Origin of the sequence: Oceanobacillus sojae (genome assembly GCF_007991515.1) — a bacterium.
GTDB lineage: Bacteria > Bacillota > Bacilli > Bacillales > Amphibacillaceae > Oceanobacillus > Oceanobacillus sojae.
The window spans coordinates 14,046-29,422 of the sequence record NZ_BJYM01000003.1; the positions used below are offsets into that span (position 1 = coordinate 14,046).

Below are 15,377 nucleotides of genomic sequence, written 5' to 3' on the forward strand. Positions count from 1 at the left end.
AAACTTACTAAAAAACACATGTAGCATTTTTTCTGACCATTTAAAAAAATATTAATCTGTACTGGATGTTTCCAAATACATCCTCCTGTAATATCCATGGTTTTTCATCAATTGTTCATGCGTGCCAATTTCCTCAATCCCTTTATTAGAAAAAACGTATATCCTATCCGCATTTCTAATCGTTGAAAGGCGATGAGCAATGACAATCGTCGTGCGGTTCTCAGACAATCGTTCTAATGAATTTTGTACGATTCTCTCACTCCTATTATCCAATGAACTCGTAGCCTCATCAAAGATGACTATTTTTGGGTTCTTTAAAAAGACTCTAGCAATACTAAGTCTTTGCTTTTGCCCACCGGATAATTTAGCTCCTTTTTCACCAATTAATGTTTGATAGCCATGGGGCAGCTGCATTATAAAATCATGTGCATTGGCTTGTTTTGCTGCCTCTATAACACTTTTCTCATCTGCATTTGGTTTCCCGTATTTTATATTATCTATTATTGTACCGGAATACATATAAACATCTTGCTGAACGATACCAACCTGCTTCCTTAATGCAGTTAATTCCAAATCTTTGATATCCATACCATCTATTTGTATCTGCCCATATTGTATATCATAAAATCTTGGTATTAACGAGGCTATCGTCGATTTCCCTATTCCGGACGGTCCAACGAAAGCAATGTACTCACCCGCATTGATTTTGAGATTTAAATGATTAATTATATTTTTCTCGTTATAACGGAAGGTAACATTTTTAAATTCTATATTGCCACGTATATTGTCTAATTGTTGTGGTTTCGCTGAGTTTTTAATAGCTGGATCGATTTTTAAAATCTCATAAAATCGATTAAAACCGGATATTCCTTCTCTATATTGAACAGTCAGCTTAACAAACACTTGAATTGGTGTTGTGATATAAGTTATATATAAAATAAACGTTAATAAGTCAGTAATTGTAATGTCGTCCTGTAAAATTAATAAGGAACCGGTTACGATTATGATGATCGGAAGTGCTTGTGTGAGCGAATTTATTGATTCACTATAAAATGCTTCATTTTTGTGAACCAGCTTTTTAATTTCAATAAGCTGTTTATTATAATCTTTATACTGTTCCAATTCACTTTTTTCATTTGTGAATGCCTTTGTAACCTTGCTTCCGTTTAATGAATTCTCCAGAAAACCGCTAATTTCTCCTGTCATTTCTTTGTCAGACTTATAAACATGGAAAAGCTTTCTTTGGAAATACCATGTGATGCCCAAAAAAATGGGGACGAAGAGAAGCAGTACGAGTGTCAGCTTCATACTTATAAAGGAAAGTATGATAATAGCCCCGAAAAATCTTAATATATACATTAACAAATCTTCCGGACCATGATGATATAATTCGGATAAATTATATAAGTCATGCGTTAATCTGGATAATAAATTACCTGTACTGTTAGTATCAAAAAACGAATGTGGCTGCCGGTGTATATGGTGAAACAGTTCCTCACTCATATCCTTTTCCATTCTGTTCCCCATAACATGCCCATAATAATCAACAAAAATATGAGCAAGAAATTGGATCAGGATTAGCGCAATCATGGATGCCCCTAACAAATAGATAAAAGATACATTTTCCTGAGAAAAGTTATTTATCAGGTTATCCGTCATATATTTTATGATTAGCGGAATCGAGAGCGTAATAATTGTGACTAATAATGATGCAAACAAAGTACCAGCAAAAATCTTCTTATATGGCCTGTAATAAGATATAAATTTTTTAATTTTCATTAATGTCTCCTTAATATGTTTGGTAATGATTTACCAATAAATTAAGGATGTTTATTTTATTGGTAAATCAACATCGTAAACATTCCAAAAAAGTTCCGTATATGCGATCAATCACTGTGTTTGTTTTATTTAGCCTCATTTTATTTCCTCCCAACTCTTATTAATTGCATTTATTATAACAGGGTAAAAATAATAGTCAATTCCGTAAATTCTTATAATTATTATGACTAGGTACTGTGAAAAGGATTGAACTATCAGGTGAATTGCAATAAGTTTAACCTAATAGATAAAAAGAATCGAGGGATGATATGGATCGCAAGTCACTAATTAAAAAGTTTGACAAGCAGGCAGAAAAATATGATAAAAGACGAAAAAATGATCAATTGTACAGGTTTCGCGAACGGATTTTTCAAGAAGCAGAGGGAAAGGTTTTGGAGGTCGCTATTGGTTCGGGTCTTAATTTTCCCTTCTACAGTAGAGATATTGAATTGACTGGGGTGGACTTTAGTCACGAAATGTTGAAAAAAGCAGAGCGTGCGGCACAGGATTATCCATTTCAAACTACACTAATCCAAAAAGATGTTGAAAGACTTGATTTTAATGAGAACAGCTTTGATACAATCATATCCTCTACCAGCTTTTGCGCCTACCAACAGCCTGTCGAGGTCCTGAATCAGTTTCAAAAGTGGTGTAAGCCAGAAGGGAAAATACTTATGCTGGAGCATGGTATTAGTACAAATAAGCTCCTGGCAGGAATGCAAAAAATAGTGGATCCATTGGCATTAAGAGCTGTGGGATGTCATCAGAACAGGAATATTTCTGCTATTGTAGAAAAGTCTGATGTAAAGCTTATCAGGGAAGAACGTTACTTAGCAGGTTCCTTATATTTGATTTGGGCGAAACCAGTTAATTAATGTATGCAAAAAAATGTTCCGAAAAAGAGATATGTTGTTTTGCCCTCTGGATTGGTTTATCTAAAGGGCTTTTTACGTCAAATAATTAACATGTTATACACGCCTATTCCAGTAATCAGAACTATTCTCCAACCTCAATATATGTTATACAAAGTTTTCAGCATTTCATACATATTCCCCCGCATGTTATACCATTCCTTCCCGCAGCCTTCCCTTCCTTTGCCATAATAGAAGTGAAAGGAGATGGTGACCATGCTGACAATTAATAACGTAACAAAGCATTACGATAAAACAGAGGCTTTAAAACATGTTTCCATTACCATTCCTGGAGGAGCCTGCTATGGGCTGGTCGGCCCCAACGGTGCAGGTAAATCCACATTAATTAAAATGATTACATCTATTATTCGCGACTACAAAGGAAAAATCGAATTTAATGAAAAACGAATCACTGACAAAACAAAGCAGAAATTAGGCTATGTTCCACAGGATATTATTTTAGAAGAGGACATCTCAGCATTCAGTAATTTACAGCTGTTTGGCAGGTTATACAATTTAAAAGGAAACAGTCTGAATCAGCGGATAAAAGAAGTGCTGGCACTAATTGGCCTCAGTGAGAGGGGGAAAGATAAAGTATTTGCGTTTTCAGGAGGGATGAAGCGCAGGCTAAATATTGGGTGTGCACTGATGCATAACCCAGATCTGATTATCATGGATGAACCGACTGTCGGCATAGATCCTCAATCAAGAAAATATATTTTTAAAATGATTGAAGATCTGAAAACAGCTGGAAAGACAGTAATCTATGCCAGTCATTATATGGAAGAGGTTGAAAAGCTCTGTGATTACGTAGCATTTCTTGATCGCGGAGAAATGATTGAAAACGGCGCAATAAGTGAATTACTCCAGCAATATGCTGTTCCCTCCATTTATGTAAAAGGAAGCGGCATTCCTCAGGACAAATTAGAACAATATGGAACCGTATCGCAGGAAGATGGAGCATTTATACTTTATACAGAAAAAGCCCTGGAGGCAATGGAGCATATTATTTCCTACTGCAGGGAGAATCGTCTGGATGTAGAAAGAATGGAGCTTGTTCATCCCCGGCTGGAAGATGTTTTTTTCAGATTAACTGGAAGTAACTTGAGAGACTAAATAAGGAGGTGTTACAATGAATGCAATTATGATCGTTGAATTAAAGAAGCATTTGCAGGATAAAGGGCTTGCTTTTTGGATGCTGATTCTGCCTATTTTATTTACTGTTTTATTTATTTCTGTATTTACAACAGGTGATAATGAAGTAGTCAATCAGGAAATTATTCAGTCCATTGTGCCGGGATATATCGTGATGTTTGTATTTTTTATTATGATTTCGATGGTGCAGGTGTTTATTAAAGATAGGAATAGAGGGATGACAGCCAGGCTTGCAAGCACACCGCTCAAAAGCTATTATTATCTGCTTGGAAAATGGCTTCCATTTACTTTTATTGTGATTATTCAGATTGTTGTGTTATTTTTATTCGGAAAAGTAGTTTATGATGTTTCATTGGGGCAGCCAATCATTTTGTTGATTTTGTCCTTGTTCATTACGTTTACAGTGACAGCAATTGGGCTCGCAATGGCGCTTACTGTAAATACAGAAAATATGGGAATTGCACTCACACAAATCATTGCTCTGGGTGGAGCGATGCTGAGCGGATTATGGATGCCGCTTGAAATGATGCCGGACTTTATGCAGACAATCGCTCACTTTCTGCCTCAGTACTGGGCACACCAGTCTTTTCAGGATGCTATGGCAGGAACGACTCAGGTACCGGAGCTTCTCCAAACTTTGGTTGTATTATTTGCAATCGGGGCAGCAGCATTTATTATTGCCATCATCCGCTATCCCTATTTTCTGAAAAGAGCCGTAAAATAGCGGGAGATATGGGGGAGATGGAATGAAAATAAACATCGATATCGATGATAGCCATGAAGAGACGCGGATAACCATTCAAGCGAAGGAATGGACACAGGAGCTGCAGGAGCTCGTAAATATGATCAATAAGAAAAAACAGCAGCGTTTACCAGGTGTAAATCAGGAACAAACGGTGCTTTTGGAGCCAAAGGAAATTGATTACATTTATGCCGAGAAAAGAAAAATATATGCTGTGTCCAAGAGTTCGCATATTGAAGTGAAAATGAAGCTCTATGAAGTGGAGGAATTCCTGATTTCCTATGATTTTATGCGCTTTTCAAAGTCTGTTATCGGAAATATTCATCGTATTGAAAAATTTGAAGCCTCCTTTAACGGAAATTTATGTGTTTATTTTCAGTCCGGAAGCAAGGAATATATTACACGGAAATATGTAAATGCCATTAAAGAAAAATTAATTCAAGGAGGGCAGTAAAATGATACTCGAAGCTTTAAAGCGGTCTGTTGTTGGAATAGCTTTTGGAGGTATATTAACGTTTATTGCCCTCACTATTATGAAATTTAATGAATACGAAGCCAACGTTTCAGAAATTTGGATGCATATGGGAGCCAGTATGCTATTAGGAGTATACTTTGGTGTCTCCTCGCTTATTTTTGGAGACAGCGGCAGCAATCTCGTTAAAAAGTCCATTATTCATTTTATTCTCTCTTATAGTGTCTGGCTTATTATTGCCAGTATGGTTGGCTGGATACCTCTTAATGCACCAGTTATCTTAGGAAGCAGTCTGTCATTTAGCTTATTATATCTGCTAAACTGGTTTGGATGGTTCCTTTACTTTAAGAAAGTGGAAACAACTTTAAATAATTATCTGACAAAAAATAAATAAACAGAGTTACACTTCTTATGAAAGAACTCATCCTGAAAAAACATTTTCAGAAAGGGTTCTTTTTATTTTCTGGTGTGTTAATATAAGAATATACGTTCTGATTAGCCGGTTATTTAAATATGAGGGAGGATAAGTATGACTGAAACAAAGTATAAAAAAGTGTGGAATCTGGATAATTTGTTTCCAGGTGGAAGTGAGTCGCCATCATTTAATAACTATGTAAAACAATTAGAATTGGAAATCACTAAAATGGAAGAAAAATTAAGTCTCTTTGATAATCTCTTAGAGATAAATCAATCACTAGGAATTGAATCAGTCATAAAGAACATAGGAGATATTCAGGAAAAGTTATCTCAAGCTAATTCTTTTATAACCTGTCTTACCGCGCAAAATACAAAAGACTAGGGTGCTGTAGTACTTAGAGGGGTTACCTCTGCGATGAATGCCCGTTTTGAATCAGTTATCAAAAAATTTCAACATATTATTCTGGAAACAAATGAAGATCTGTGGATCGAAATAATAGAAACAAAAGCTTTAAATGAATATAAATTTATTCTTACAATGTGGCGGGAAAAAGCAAAGATGTTACTTTCCGAGAAGGAGGAAAGACTGGTTTCAGACCTGATGATGGATGGGTACCATGCTTGGCGGCAGTTTTACAATTCACTGATAGGAAAAATAAAGATTAACGTGCCATTCGGAGAAGAATCCAGGGAGCTATCTATCGGTCAAACCTTTAATTTACGGTCTCATCCCGACGAGGATATCCGTAAAGCAGCTCATATTGCTTTAGAGGATGCTTTGCAGGAAAAAGAAGAGCTGTTTGCACAAATATTAAATAACATAGCAGGTTTCCGGCTACAGGTGTATAAAAACAGAAAACTCCCTCATATATTAACAGAGCCTTTAATAGAAAATCGTTTGAAAGCGGAAACATTAAATGCGATGTGGTCGGCTATAAATAAATATAAAAAACCATTTACCAATTATTTAGAGGGAAAGGCAAAAATGTTCGGTGATACAAAAATGCAATCGTATAACTTTTGGGCACCGGTTGGAGAGAGTAAGCAAAGGATGAGCTATGGTGCAGCAGTGAGTTTTATTTTGGAAAGCTTCAGCCATTTTGGAAATGAATTGGGGGACTTTGCCCGGCAAGCCTTTGAAAAGGAGTGGGTAGAGGCCGAAAACCGTGCAAATAAATCGACTGCAGGATTTTGCGCGAGCTTTCCACGTACTGGTGAATCAAGGGTTTTTTTGACATATGAAGAAGGGATTACAATTGTACTAACTTTGGCACATGAATTGGGTCATGCTTTCCATAACGATGCGATGAAAACAGTGGATGGAAGCAATAGACAATATCCATTAAGTATTGCGGAAACGGCTTCCTTTTTTGCAGAACAGGTCATACTAGATGCCGTATTAGAAAAGGCAGAATCGAAGGAAGAAAAATTGTTTTTACTTGATGAAAAATTAAAACGAAGCGTGATGAATTTTATGAATATCCATTCCCGCTTTCTGTTTGAAAAGAATTTTTATGAAGAGCGCAAAAAAGGAAGGCTTTCGGTCGAGCGTTTAAATGAACTTATGAAGGAAGCCTTTAATATGGCTTATGACAGGTCATTTGATAATCCTTCATTGCGCTCTTGGATATGGACACCGCATTATTATATTACAACATCGCCGTTTTACAATTTCCCCTATACATTTGGATATTTATTCGCACTCAGTCTCTATGCAAAATCGAAAGAAATAGGAAAGTCATTTGAAAAGGAGTATATCGCATTACTTCGGGATTCGGGAAGTATGTCATTAGAAAATTTAGCTATGAAGCATTTGGGAGAGGATATTACTACTGAGGATTTTTGGGAAAAGGGGATAAAGTTATGTGTGAAGGATGTTGAGGAGTTTATGAGCCTTATATCCTGATGAACGATATCGTGTGATTGGTTAATGAAAGTTCAGGTTTAAAAGCAAATATTATAATACAAAATGATTCTGAAATGGAGGACTTTATCATGTTAAAACTGTTTCAATATAACTGGCAGGTTCGTGACGATTGGTTTAAGTGGTGTGAGAGTGTCTCTGAAGAAGAATTATTAAAGGAGCGGGCGGGAGGAGTGGGAAGTATCCTCTACACGTTGTTTCATATTATAGACGTGGAATACAGCTGGATTTTAGAATTAAAAGGTGAGCCCTGTCCTGAGGAGCCGCCGTTTGAATCTTATGCAAGTCTAGCAAAAGTGAAGGAATTTTCAAGGATGTGTCATCAGGAGATTGAACCTTTTGTTATTTCCTGGACCAGCGAAATGGAGCATCAAATCCTTTCAGAAACGGATTCCAGCGGGAAGACAATTTGTTTTAAGTATGGAGAAATTATGCGTCATGTCATTGCACATGAAATACATCATATTGGTCAGCTGTCTGTATGGTCACGTGAACTGGGGAGATCACCGGTAACAGCGAATTTGATAAGAAGAGGGTTATTTGATGAGTAGGATTCCTTTATATTAAATATCCGGCATGAATCATTACCCAGAATAATATGTTTTTGACAGGAGAGAAAATGCGATGAAGGAAGAACAATTATTTCAACAAATGAAATTATGGCGTAACTGGACTGTGGAGTTTCTTCTTACCATTCCTGAAAAATTAGCTGATCAGGTGCCGGAGGGGCATAATAATAGTATTCGATGGAATGCCGGCCATATTTTAACAGGATGGGATAATACAATGTTTCCAGGCGTTAATAAGGAGAGACAGCTCCACCTGTCTTATCATTTGCTGTTTCCGAGAGGCAGTAAACCAGCGCATTGGACAGAACAGCCTCCGTCAATGAAGGAGATAATAATGCAGCTTGAAAAGCAGCCGGCTGTTATTGAACAGGCATGTAAAGGGCACCTGAATGATCCATTGAAAGAGCCTTTTCTGGGCATGGAAACATTAGGTGAGATGTTTGTTTTTCATATGAATCACGAAAATCTGCACATGGGTATTATAAAAAGTATGAAGCAATTACTTTTAGAAGGATAACTATCTGCCGGATCCAGTGTTAATACCTTATTTGATATTAAAAAAAGTAAATGAAATAAATATCAGGAGTGAGAAAGGGGATTTTAAATGAGCGAACAATTATTAAGAGTTGGAACTGCTTATATTCCGGTAACAAATGTAGAGAAATCATCTGAATGGTATGTGGATAAATTAGGTGCAGATGTATCATATAAAGATGAGGATAAAGCTATATTAAACCTGGCAAATCAAAGTATTTTTCTGGTGAAATCAGCCAAAGATCAAACCTCGAATTTTACTGATATTTATGGTGAAGAACGCTTTTTCTTAACATTTGAAGTAGACGGGTTGGAATCTTTGCAAGCATTGCATGAAGAGTTGACAGCCAGTGAGGTTAGAATTGGAGAGGTTGAAAACAGAGGACATGCAGGAAGGAATTTTGTTTTCTATGATTTAGATGGTAATAAATTTGATGTGTGGAGCGAGCTTAGTCCGCAGTTCAAGGAAAAATATTTAGAAGAAAGATAGCAATGATTTAACGGGAACGCGTAGAAAAGAGTATTCAAAAAGATTGGCTTTAAAGCTCCAAAGCTCTTTTTTGATTGAATGCGTGCAAATCGTAATCAAGTCTTTTTGTACACACCAACCCTCTTGTGATAATATAATCATGGACAAAATAAAAAAGAAGCAGAGTCTATTTCTGCTTTACCACATTGGATAAGTGCATAATTTATTATCCAATGATAAATGAGAGGATTGAAATTAAGAAATGGCAAATAATTTTTGGCGTGATTTACCACGACCGTTTTTTATATTGGCGCCGATGGAAGATGTAACAGATGTTGTTTTCCGTCATGTTGTAGCTGAAGCAGGCCGCCCAGATGTATTTTTTACAGAGTTTACGAATACGGAGAGTTATTGTCACCCTGAAGGAATTTATAGTGTGCGGGGACGTTTGACCTTTACGGAGGATGAACAGCCGATCGTAGCCCATATTTGGGGAGACAAACCAGATAATTTTCGGGAAATGAGTATTGGTATGGCGGAAATGGGGTACAAAGGGATAGATCTTAATATGGGATGTCCTGTTCCTAATGTTGCTTCCAAAGGAAAGGGAAGTGGCCTGATCCTTCGTCCGGAAGTGGCAGCAGAAATTATTCAGGCCGCAAAAGCCGGCGGAATTCCTGTCAGTGTTAAGACAAGGCTGGGTTATTCGAATATAGACGAATGGCGTGACTGGCTGCAGCATGTATTTAAGCAGGACATAGCGAATCTTTCCATTCATTTGCGTACGAGAAGAGAAATGAGTAAAGTCGATGCGCATTGGGAACTAATCGGAGAGATTAAGAAGCTCCGTGATGAGATTGCTCCTGATACGATGTTAACGATCAATGGAGATATTCCGGATCGGGAAACAGGACTGAAGCTTGTAGAAGAGTTTGGTGTAGATGGTGTGATGATTGGACGCGGGATTTTTAAGAATCCATTCGCATTTGAAAAAGAGCCGCGGGAGCACAGCAGTGAGGAGCTGTTAGACCTGTTAAGATTACAGCTAGATCTCCATGATAAGTATTCAGAGCTGGAGCCTCGTGCTTTCAAGCCATTACGGCGATTCTTTAAAATTTATGTCCGCGGGTTCCGAGGAGCTAGTGAATTAAGACATCAATTGATGAGTACAGAAACTACGGATGAAGTTCGTGAGTTATTGGATACATTTCATTTGGAAACAGAAGATGTAGTAACTGAACCGTAAAAGGAGGCTATGCCATGGTAAAACATCGTATATACACAATGACTTTCGCTAGCGTTTATCCTCATTATGTGAACAAAGCGGAGAGGAAAGACCGTACAAAAGAAGAAGTCGATGAAATCATCACTTGGCTGACAGGTTATAGTCAGGAAGAACTGGAAACTCAAATTGAAAATGAAGTAACCTTTGAGTCATTTTTTGATGAGGCTCCCCAGATGAATGATTCACGTTCCTTGGTTAAAGGTGTGGTTTGCGGGGTGCGGGTAGAAGATATTGAAGACCCGCTGATGAGGGAGATTCGTTATTTGGATAAGCTGATTGATGAGTTGGCGAAGGGTAAGGCGATGGAGAAGATATTAAGGAAATAATTATGAACGTAAAGAGATACTGATTCGGTATAAAAGAATCAGTGTCTCTTTATTCATAGAATCAAAAATCATTTGATATAGCTTGAAGCTATGGCAACAGATAGATTTTCAGTGTTAGGATATATCAAAGCATCCTTGTATACTTACTTATAATTAAGAAAACGAATTTGAAGGAGGAGCGTATATTATGACAAGTAAATTACCTTTAAAAGCAGATCATGTGGGGAGTTTTTTAAGAACTGATCCTGTCAAACAGGCGAGAGCAAGCTATGCGAACGGAGAAATTAATCGAGCGGCGTTAAGAGAGGTAGAGGATCAGGAGATTGAAAAGCTTGTTAAGAAGCAGATTGATGTAGGGTTAAAAGCAATTACAGATGGAGATTTTAGACGAAGCTTTTGGCACTTGGATTTCTTTGTCAGTTTAAAAGGAATAGAAAAGGTAGAAATAGATAGTGGCTTACAGTTTGCTGATGGTGTTGAAGTTCGCAGAGTGAGCTATGAAATTAAGGACAAAATTGAATTTGATGAAAATAATGCCCTTATTAATGATTTCTTATATCTTAATGACCTAGTGAAGAAATATGGAGATGGAACACAAGTTGCTAAAGTCGCTATTCCGGCTCCGGGTGTTATATTTTACCGGAATGTAACTGAAGATGAGAAGAAAGTATATGCTGATGCACGTGCATTATTCCGTGACTTAGGGAAAGCATATCGTGAGGTTATTCGGCAATTATATAATGCTGGCTGCAGATACATTCAATTCGATGAAACAACATTGACTACTTTTGCTGATGAGAACTTTGTATCTTTGATGACAGGAATTACTGATTTATCAAAAGAAGAAGTACTTCAGCTGATTATTGATGCAACTAATTATGCTTTAGAGGATAAACCGGCAGACCTTCTTGTTTCCGTTCATATGTGCCGGGGCAACTTTAAATCAAAGCATATTCACGCTGATGGCGGCTATGATTATGTTGCACCATCCTTTGATAAACTGAAGTATGATGCATTTTTCTTAGAGTATGATAATGAGCGGAGTGGTGATTTTAAACCATTGGAGAATATTCAACGCCGTGATGCTGAAGTAGTGCTGGGCGTGTTTACATCTAAGTTTCCAGAGCTGGAGGATGAGGATGTAATTAATAGAAGAATTAAAGAAGCTAGTCAATATATTCCTTTAGAAAATATAGCAGTAAGCCCGCAATGTGGATTTGCCAGTACGGAGGAAGGGAATATTTTAACGGAAGAAGAGCAGTGGAACAAGATGAAGCATATTATTCAAATAGCTGAGAATGTTTGGGATAAAGCATCTATTGATAAATGAACGCAAGCTTAACACGTTGTCCTTATAGTTATTGTTTGCAGGTTACCTCTTTAAAATTAAAATAAAACTGCACTTTTTAACCCTTTGGATAGGATGAGTCCAAAGGGTATTTTTATGGAAAAGAATAATATAATTCCAGTTTCTTTGTAGTTAGGTGAAGAATTTGTGGGATAAATGTTGAAGTGGGGAATTAGATGTTCAGTTTATCAGTATAAAAGAAAAGTGAGCGAAGGAAGCATTATGAGGAACCTCGTAAAAAATCCGAACGAGTCCAGATTTTGATGGAACGTTCGGATGTGAAGAAGAGAGATAAATCATGTTTACATATTAATTTTTCGTATCCTCAAGACAACGCTCAATTGTCTCGACAATTGCCTGGCGGATATCTGCTTTATTATATTTTAAGAGCGGCATTGTATCATTTGGATCGATATACGCATCACGATTTTGAATTTCCGCAGCAACAGCTTGATGAATTCCGTGTTCTTTTCCTTCAGCAGCTGTTTTTTCATCATATTGTGCCATAGCAGGCTTCATTTGTTCGAGTGGAACGACTTGGATTACGGTGTCGTGTTGTCCGAGTTCATCAGCAATCATTTGGAAGAAATCTTTATGTTTCATATTTGTATCTGAGATGGCATAGTGTTCGCCGTGCCTGCCGTATTCTAAAGCTCCGATAGTTGCTTCAGCCACCTGCTGTACAGTAACCATAGCTGTTCCTCCGCCAAGTACCGGTACAACTTCTTTTCCTTGAATTTGCGGGAGAAACATTGCCCACAGTGGAGTGCGTCCCGGCATTGTTCCAAAGATATATGGAAGGCGCAGAGACATAACATCCATTTGGCCTTCTCCTTCCATGAAGGCTATTTCTTCCTGCAATAGTCTTGTTCTTGGATAGGCCTGTTTTTTCAGATTAAGCTCTGGCCATTCTTCCGCAAAATGCGCAAAGTAAGAACCGTAAATGACGAATTTTTTTACTCCGGCAGTTCTTGCGAGACGAGCTAAACGCTGTGTTGGAAGCACGTTTGCTTCGTAGAAAAAATGAGTCGCTGGTATTTCAGGAACCATTCGTTCATCTGCTCCTGCAGCGTAAATAAACATATCCTTACCAGCTAATATATCTAAAATTTGTTCATCGGTCATTTCGTTGATATCTCCAAGATGACACTCAACTTCCGGCGGTAACAATTCTGGCGCCGGCATTGGAGGCAGTGCGACCGTAGATACTTTGTACTCCCGTTTCAGTAATTCCCGGACGGTATGGTACCCGAGTAATCCTGTACCTCCTAAAATAAAAACGTTTTTCATATGTGAACTCCTCCTTATTTGTGAATGTTTGATCAATGTTTCTATCTTTAGTATAGCAGGTATAAATGGGTGTGAATGTGCAGGTTGTGGCATATTTGTGAAAATATTCACAAATACATGTAGGAATATAATTTAGAAGTGAAACCTCAACTGAATGAGGTTTCACTTTACGTAAAGTATTTTGCTATATCTAACTTACCTATCCATCTGTATTTTCTATATAAGTAATGGACACTTTTAAATTAGCATTTTTTTCGCGAATATGATCCAGCAATTCTTTATCAGCGACTTCATTTTTCATGCGGATAGCATAAGTGTACAAAATCATTGTTCCAAGGTTAGTAGTTTCTACCTGGCGCAAAGAAGAACTTAGTGTATATTCAGCAAGCACGTCATGCATCAAATTTTCATAATTCAAGTTTTCTGGTACAGTTACCTTCAAAATTTGTGTATCTTTCCCTTTTCCATATTCAAATTTATAAAGCAAATAAAGAACTAAACAAGCAAATAAAGTGAGTATGATTGCTAAATCGAATCGAAAAAGTCCGCATGTCATGCCGGCACAAAGACCAAAGAAAATATACGCAATATCTTTAACATTGGTGACAGCACTTCTGAACCGAATCAGTGAAAAAATAGCAAATAAGCCAAATGCAACGCCGGCATTGTCACTAACCACATTCATAATCACAGAGACAATAATACTCAAAATAATAATGGTGTGTACGAATGATTGTGCATAACGTTCGCCTGTAAATGTGATTATGTATATCTTCGTAATAATCAAACTCAATAAGGTTGCCATGACTAATGCAAGTAATATCATATAAACGCTAGATGGCTCACTAGCTTGTAAACCGAATATTTTATTAATAAAATCCATTTTATATACCTCCTATTGATACGTATTCTCTTTCAACATCACCCGGGAGCTGATTTCTCTGTAACAATTCCATGCTGGTACAGTATTTAGAGGCACTTCGCTGTTCGCATTGAAGCGCCTGCAAAATGCGGGTTAACCATAATGGAACACTATCATTTACTTTTACTTCCAATACAATTAGATTGCGATTAATAAAATACTCTCCTTCAGAACCATGCTCCAGAAGCAGATCATCGTTGCGGCAGCGCAGGTCAAAATCAAATGTAATACGCAGATTAGGATCATCTATTCCGTGAAGTGCATGTCGGTCATAACTAACAATCATTTCTGGTTTTAATTCGTATAATGTTCGAAAATGATCGATTTCACGAAGTACTTGTAAATTAGATGTATGAAAGCTGTTTAAATGCTGCTCATCCCTTTTTTCCATATAGAGGTATGCTTCTTGTAATGGAAGTAACATCCTGCGTTTGTTGACTACTTTGTTATGTTTTTGTTTCACCTCAAAAAAAGCTGTTCCATCAATGCCTGTTTCATTATAGGTGCGCAGACGCAGTTTTTGCCTGAAAGCCAATTTATTCTTTGTTTCAAAATAAATTTTGTAATCATTGCTATCAAAATATAAGCTGCTAACAATATATTTTCCATCTGTTCCAAATGTATCTGATCGCATATAAGGCATTATTTGTTCCAGTAAGAGAGAATATTGTTCTAACGTAATCAGATATTTTTGCTCTTTCCTTTTGAAAATTTCTATTGCCAATTTTTTCACCTCCCTTTTATATAACAGCTTAAGTGAACTGGGTAAGAAGGCGATTAAAATTTGGTTAGAACTCTATGAGAAAATAAATGTAGCTCATTCGTTACTGGGCAGCCTAATATACTCAAGCGGTGTTCTCCGGTTTTTAAAAGATTGAAATTTAGAGCTTTTGATCCAAATGCCTTCAGTGTAAAAATGAACGTTATTATTTAAAAATTAATTAATGAAGAGAATTGTTCGAAAAGACAATATGAGTGGATAAATAAGTGGGCGGAAATGGCGAGGGAAAGAGCGAATAAATGCCCAAACAAACCATCCATTGTTTATAAAAAATGGGTGGTTTGTAAAACCGTATATAAACAGGAAAAAATGTTTTTTTAAACAAAAGGAAGATATGAATGAATCAACAATCTCCTATTTTACCAACATTGAAAGCCTGCGAAAATAATAAACGCACGATTGAATTATCTTTCA

The 15,377-nt window shown here is 37.0% G+C and carries 17 protein-coding genes; 13 read left to right on the top strand and 4 right to left on the bottom strand.

From position 1 onward, the window contains the following. Window positions 1-51: 51 nt before the first annotated feature. Window positions 52-1,779 carry an ABC transporter ATP-binding protein gene (locus tag OSO01_RS03705; protein ID WP_147208845.1) on the bottom strand — a complete coding sequence of 576 codons (1,728 nt, stop codon included), beginning with the start codon at window positions 1,777-1,779 and terminating at the stop codon, window positions 52-54. A 308-nt stretch (window positions 1,780-2,087) separates the two neighbouring features. Between OSO01_RS03705 and OSO01_RS03710 the strand changes: the two genes are divergently transcribed. The 13 genes from OSO01_RS03710 to OSO01_RS03765 all read left to right on the top strand — a co-directional run bounded on the left by OSO01_RS03710 (window position 2,088) and on the right by OSO01_RS03765 (window position 11,952). Further along, window positions 2,088-2,693, top strand: coding sequence for a class I SAM-dependent methyltransferase (locus OSO01_RS03710; protein WP_147208847.1), 606 nt, complete (start codon window positions 2,088-2,090; stop codon window positions 2,691-2,693). Between the two features lie 252 nt (window positions 2,694-2,945). After that, window positions 2,946-3,845: an ABC transporter ATP-binding protein gene (locus tag OSO01_RS03715; protein WP_147208849.1), complete on the top strand. Its 900-nt coding sequence runs from the start codon at window positions 2,946-2,948 to the stop codon at window positions 3,843-3,845. Between the two features lie 16 nt (window positions 3,846-3,861). Beyond that, complete coding sequence (locus OSO01_RS03720; RefSeq protein WP_147208851.1) at window positions 3,862-4,608, top strand: ABC transporter permease; 747 nt, start codon at window positions 3,862-3,864, stop codon at window positions 4,606-4,608. A 22-nt stretch (window positions 4,609-4,630) separates the two neighbouring features. Next, entirely contained in the window at window positions 4,631-5,080 is a 450-nt protein-coding gene (locus tag OSO01_RS03725) for a LytTR family DNA-binding domain-containing protein (protein WP_147208853.1), read from the top strand. Window position 5,081: 1 nt separating this feature from the next. Further along, the gene (locus OSO01_RS03730) at window positions 5,082-5,492 is read left to right on the top strand and encodes a DUF3021 family protein (RefSeq protein WP_147208855.1); all 411 of its coding nucleotides are present in this window, start codon (window positions 5,082-5,084) and stop codon (window positions 5,490-5,492) included. 135 nt (window positions 5,493-5,627) lie between these two features. Continuing rightward, entirely contained in the window at window positions 5,628-5,897 is a 270-nt protein-coding gene (locus tag OSO01_RS23635; protein WP_246145027.1) for a hypothetical protein, read from the top strand. A 33-nt stretch (window positions 5,898-5,930) separates the two neighbouring features. Further along, entirely contained in the window at window positions 5,931-7,421 is a 1,491-nt protein-coding gene (locus tag OSO01_RS03735) for a M3 family oligoendopeptidase (RefSeq protein ID WP_246145030.1), read from the top strand. Window positions 7,422-7,510: 89 nt separating this feature from the next. Then, window positions 7,511-7,990 (top strand): DinB family protein, encoded by a 480-nt coding sequence (locus OSO01_RS03740; RefSeq protein WP_147208857.1) that lies wholly within the window; start codon window positions 7,511-7,513, stop codon window positions 7,988-7,990. Window positions 7,991-8,063: 73 nt separating this feature from the next. Then, window positions 8,064-8,525, top strand: coding sequence for a DinB family protein (locus tag OSO01_RS03745; RefSeq protein ID WP_147208859.1), 462 nt, complete (start codon window positions 8,064-8,066; stop codon window positions 8,523-8,525). An 87-nt stretch (window positions 8,526-8,612) separates the two neighbouring features. Continuing rightward, window positions 8,613-9,032 carry a VOC family protein gene (locus tag OSO01_RS03750; protein ID WP_147208861.1) on the top strand — a complete coding sequence of 140 codons (420 nt, stop codon included), beginning with the start codon at window positions 8,613-8,615 and terminating at the stop codon, window positions 9,030-9,032. A 241-nt stretch (window positions 9,033-9,273) separates the two neighbouring features. Next, the gene (locus OSO01_RS03755; RefSeq protein ID WP_147208863.1) at window positions 9,274-10,257 is read left to right on the top strand and encodes a tRNA dihydrouridine synthase; all 984 of its coding nucleotides are present in this window, start codon (window positions 9,274-9,276) and stop codon (window positions 10,255-10,257) included. Between the two features lie 14 nt (window positions 10,258-10,271). After that, window positions 10,272-10,622: a DUF2200 domain-containing protein gene (locus OSO01_RS03760; RefSeq protein ID WP_147208865.1), complete on the top strand. Its 351-nt coding sequence runs from the start codon at window positions 10,272-10,274 to the stop codon at window positions 10,620-10,622. A gap of 187 nt (window positions 10,623-10,809) precedes the next feature. After that, window positions 10,810-11,952: a 5-methyltetrahydropteroyltriglutamate--homocysteine S-methyltransferase gene (locus tag OSO01_RS03765; protein ID WP_147208867.1), complete on the top strand. Its 1,143-nt coding sequence runs from the start codon at window positions 10,810-10,812 to the stop codon at window positions 11,950-11,952. Window positions 11,953-12,279: 327 nt separating this feature from the next. Here OSO01_RS03765 and OSO01_RS03770 read toward each other — a convergent pair whose 3' ends face one another. The 3 genes from OSO01_RS03770 to OSO01_RS03780 form a co-directional block, all read right to left on the bottom strand. Next, window positions 12,280-13,260, bottom strand: coding sequence for an NAD-dependent epimerase/dehydratase family protein (locus tag OSO01_RS03770; protein ID WP_147208869.1), 981 nt, complete (start codon window positions 13,258-13,260; stop codon window positions 12,280-12,282). A 199-nt stretch (window positions 13,261-13,459) separates the two neighbouring features. Then, window positions 13,460-14,143: a DUF4956 domain-containing protein gene (locus tag OSO01_RS03775; RefSeq protein WP_147208871.1), complete on the bottom strand. Its 684-nt coding sequence runs from the start codon at window positions 14,141-14,143 to the stop codon at window positions 13,460-13,462. A gap of 1 nt (window position 14,144) precedes the next feature. Continuing rightward, on the bottom strand, window positions 14,145-14,906 hold the full coding sequence (locus tag OSO01_RS03780; RefSeq protein ID WP_147208873.1) for a polyphosphate polymerase domain-containing protein: 762 nt from the start codon (window positions 14,904-14,906) through the stop codon (window positions 14,145-14,147). Window positions 14,907-15,377 lie beyond the last annotated feature (471 nt).

Excerpts from the sequence above, each read along its gene's own strand:
- OSO01_RS03705 (WP_147208845.1), bottom strand. The coding sequence starts at position 1,779 with ATGAAAATTAAAAAATTTATATCTTATTACAGGCCATATAAGAAGATT.
- OSO01_RS03710 (WP_147208847.1), top strand. The coding sequence starts at position 2,088 with ATGGATCGCAAGTCACTAATTAAAAAGTTTGACAAGCAGGCAGAAAAA.
- OSO01_RS03715 (WP_147208849.1), top strand. The coding sequence starts at position 2,946 with ATGCTGACAATTAATAACGTAACAAAGCATTACGATAAAACAGAGGCT.
- OSO01_RS03720 (WP_147208851.1), top strand. The coding sequence starts at position 3,862 with ATGAATGCAATTATGATCGTTGAATTAAAGAAGCATTTGCAGGATAAA.
- OSO01_RS03725 (WP_147208853.1), top strand. The coding sequence starts at position 4,631 with ATGAAAATAAACATCGATATCGATGATAGCCATGAAGAGACGCGGATA.
- OSO01_RS03730 (WP_147208855.1), top strand. The coding sequence starts at position 5,082 with ATGATACTCGAAGCTTTAAAGCGGTCTGTTGTTGGAATAGCTTTTGGA.
- OSO01_RS23635 (WP_246145027.1), top strand. The coding sequence starts at position 5,628 with ATGACTGAAACAAAGTATAAAAAAGTGTGGAATCTGGATAATTTGTTT.
- OSO01_RS03735 (WP_246145030.1), top strand. The coding sequence starts at position 5,931 with ATGAATGCCCGTTTTGAATCAGTTATCAAAAAATTTCAACATATTATT.
- OSO01_RS03740 (WP_147208857.1), top strand. The coding sequence starts at position 7,511 with ATGTTAAAACTGTTTCAATATAACTGGCAGGTTCGTGACGATTGGTTT.
- OSO01_RS03745 (WP_147208859.1), top strand. The coding sequence starts at position 8,064 with ATGAAGGAAGAACAATTATTTCAACAAATGAAATTATGGCGTAACTGG.
- OSO01_RS03750 (WP_147208861.1), top strand. The coding sequence starts at position 8,613 with ATGAGCGAACAATTATTAAGAGTTGGAACTGCTTATATTCCGGTAACA.
- OSO01_RS03755 (WP_147208863.1), top strand. The coding sequence starts at position 9,274 with ATGGCAAATAATTTTTGGCGTGATTTACCACGACCGTTTTTTATATTG.
- OSO01_RS03760 (WP_147208865.1), top strand. The coding sequence starts at position 10,272 with ATGGTAAAACATCGTATATACACAATGACTTTCGCTAGCGTTTATCCT.
- OSO01_RS03765 (WP_147208867.1), top strand. The coding sequence starts at position 10,810 with ATGACAAGTAAATTACCTTTAAAAGCAGATCATGTGGGGAGTTTTTTA.
- OSO01_RS03770 (WP_147208869.1), bottom strand. The coding sequence starts at position 13,260 with ATGAAAAACGTTTTTATTTTAGGAGGTACAGGATTACTCGGGTACCAT.
- OSO01_RS03775 (WP_147208871.1), bottom strand. The coding sequence starts at position 14,143 with ATGGATTTTATTAATAAAATATTCGGTTTACAAGCTAGTGAGCCATCT.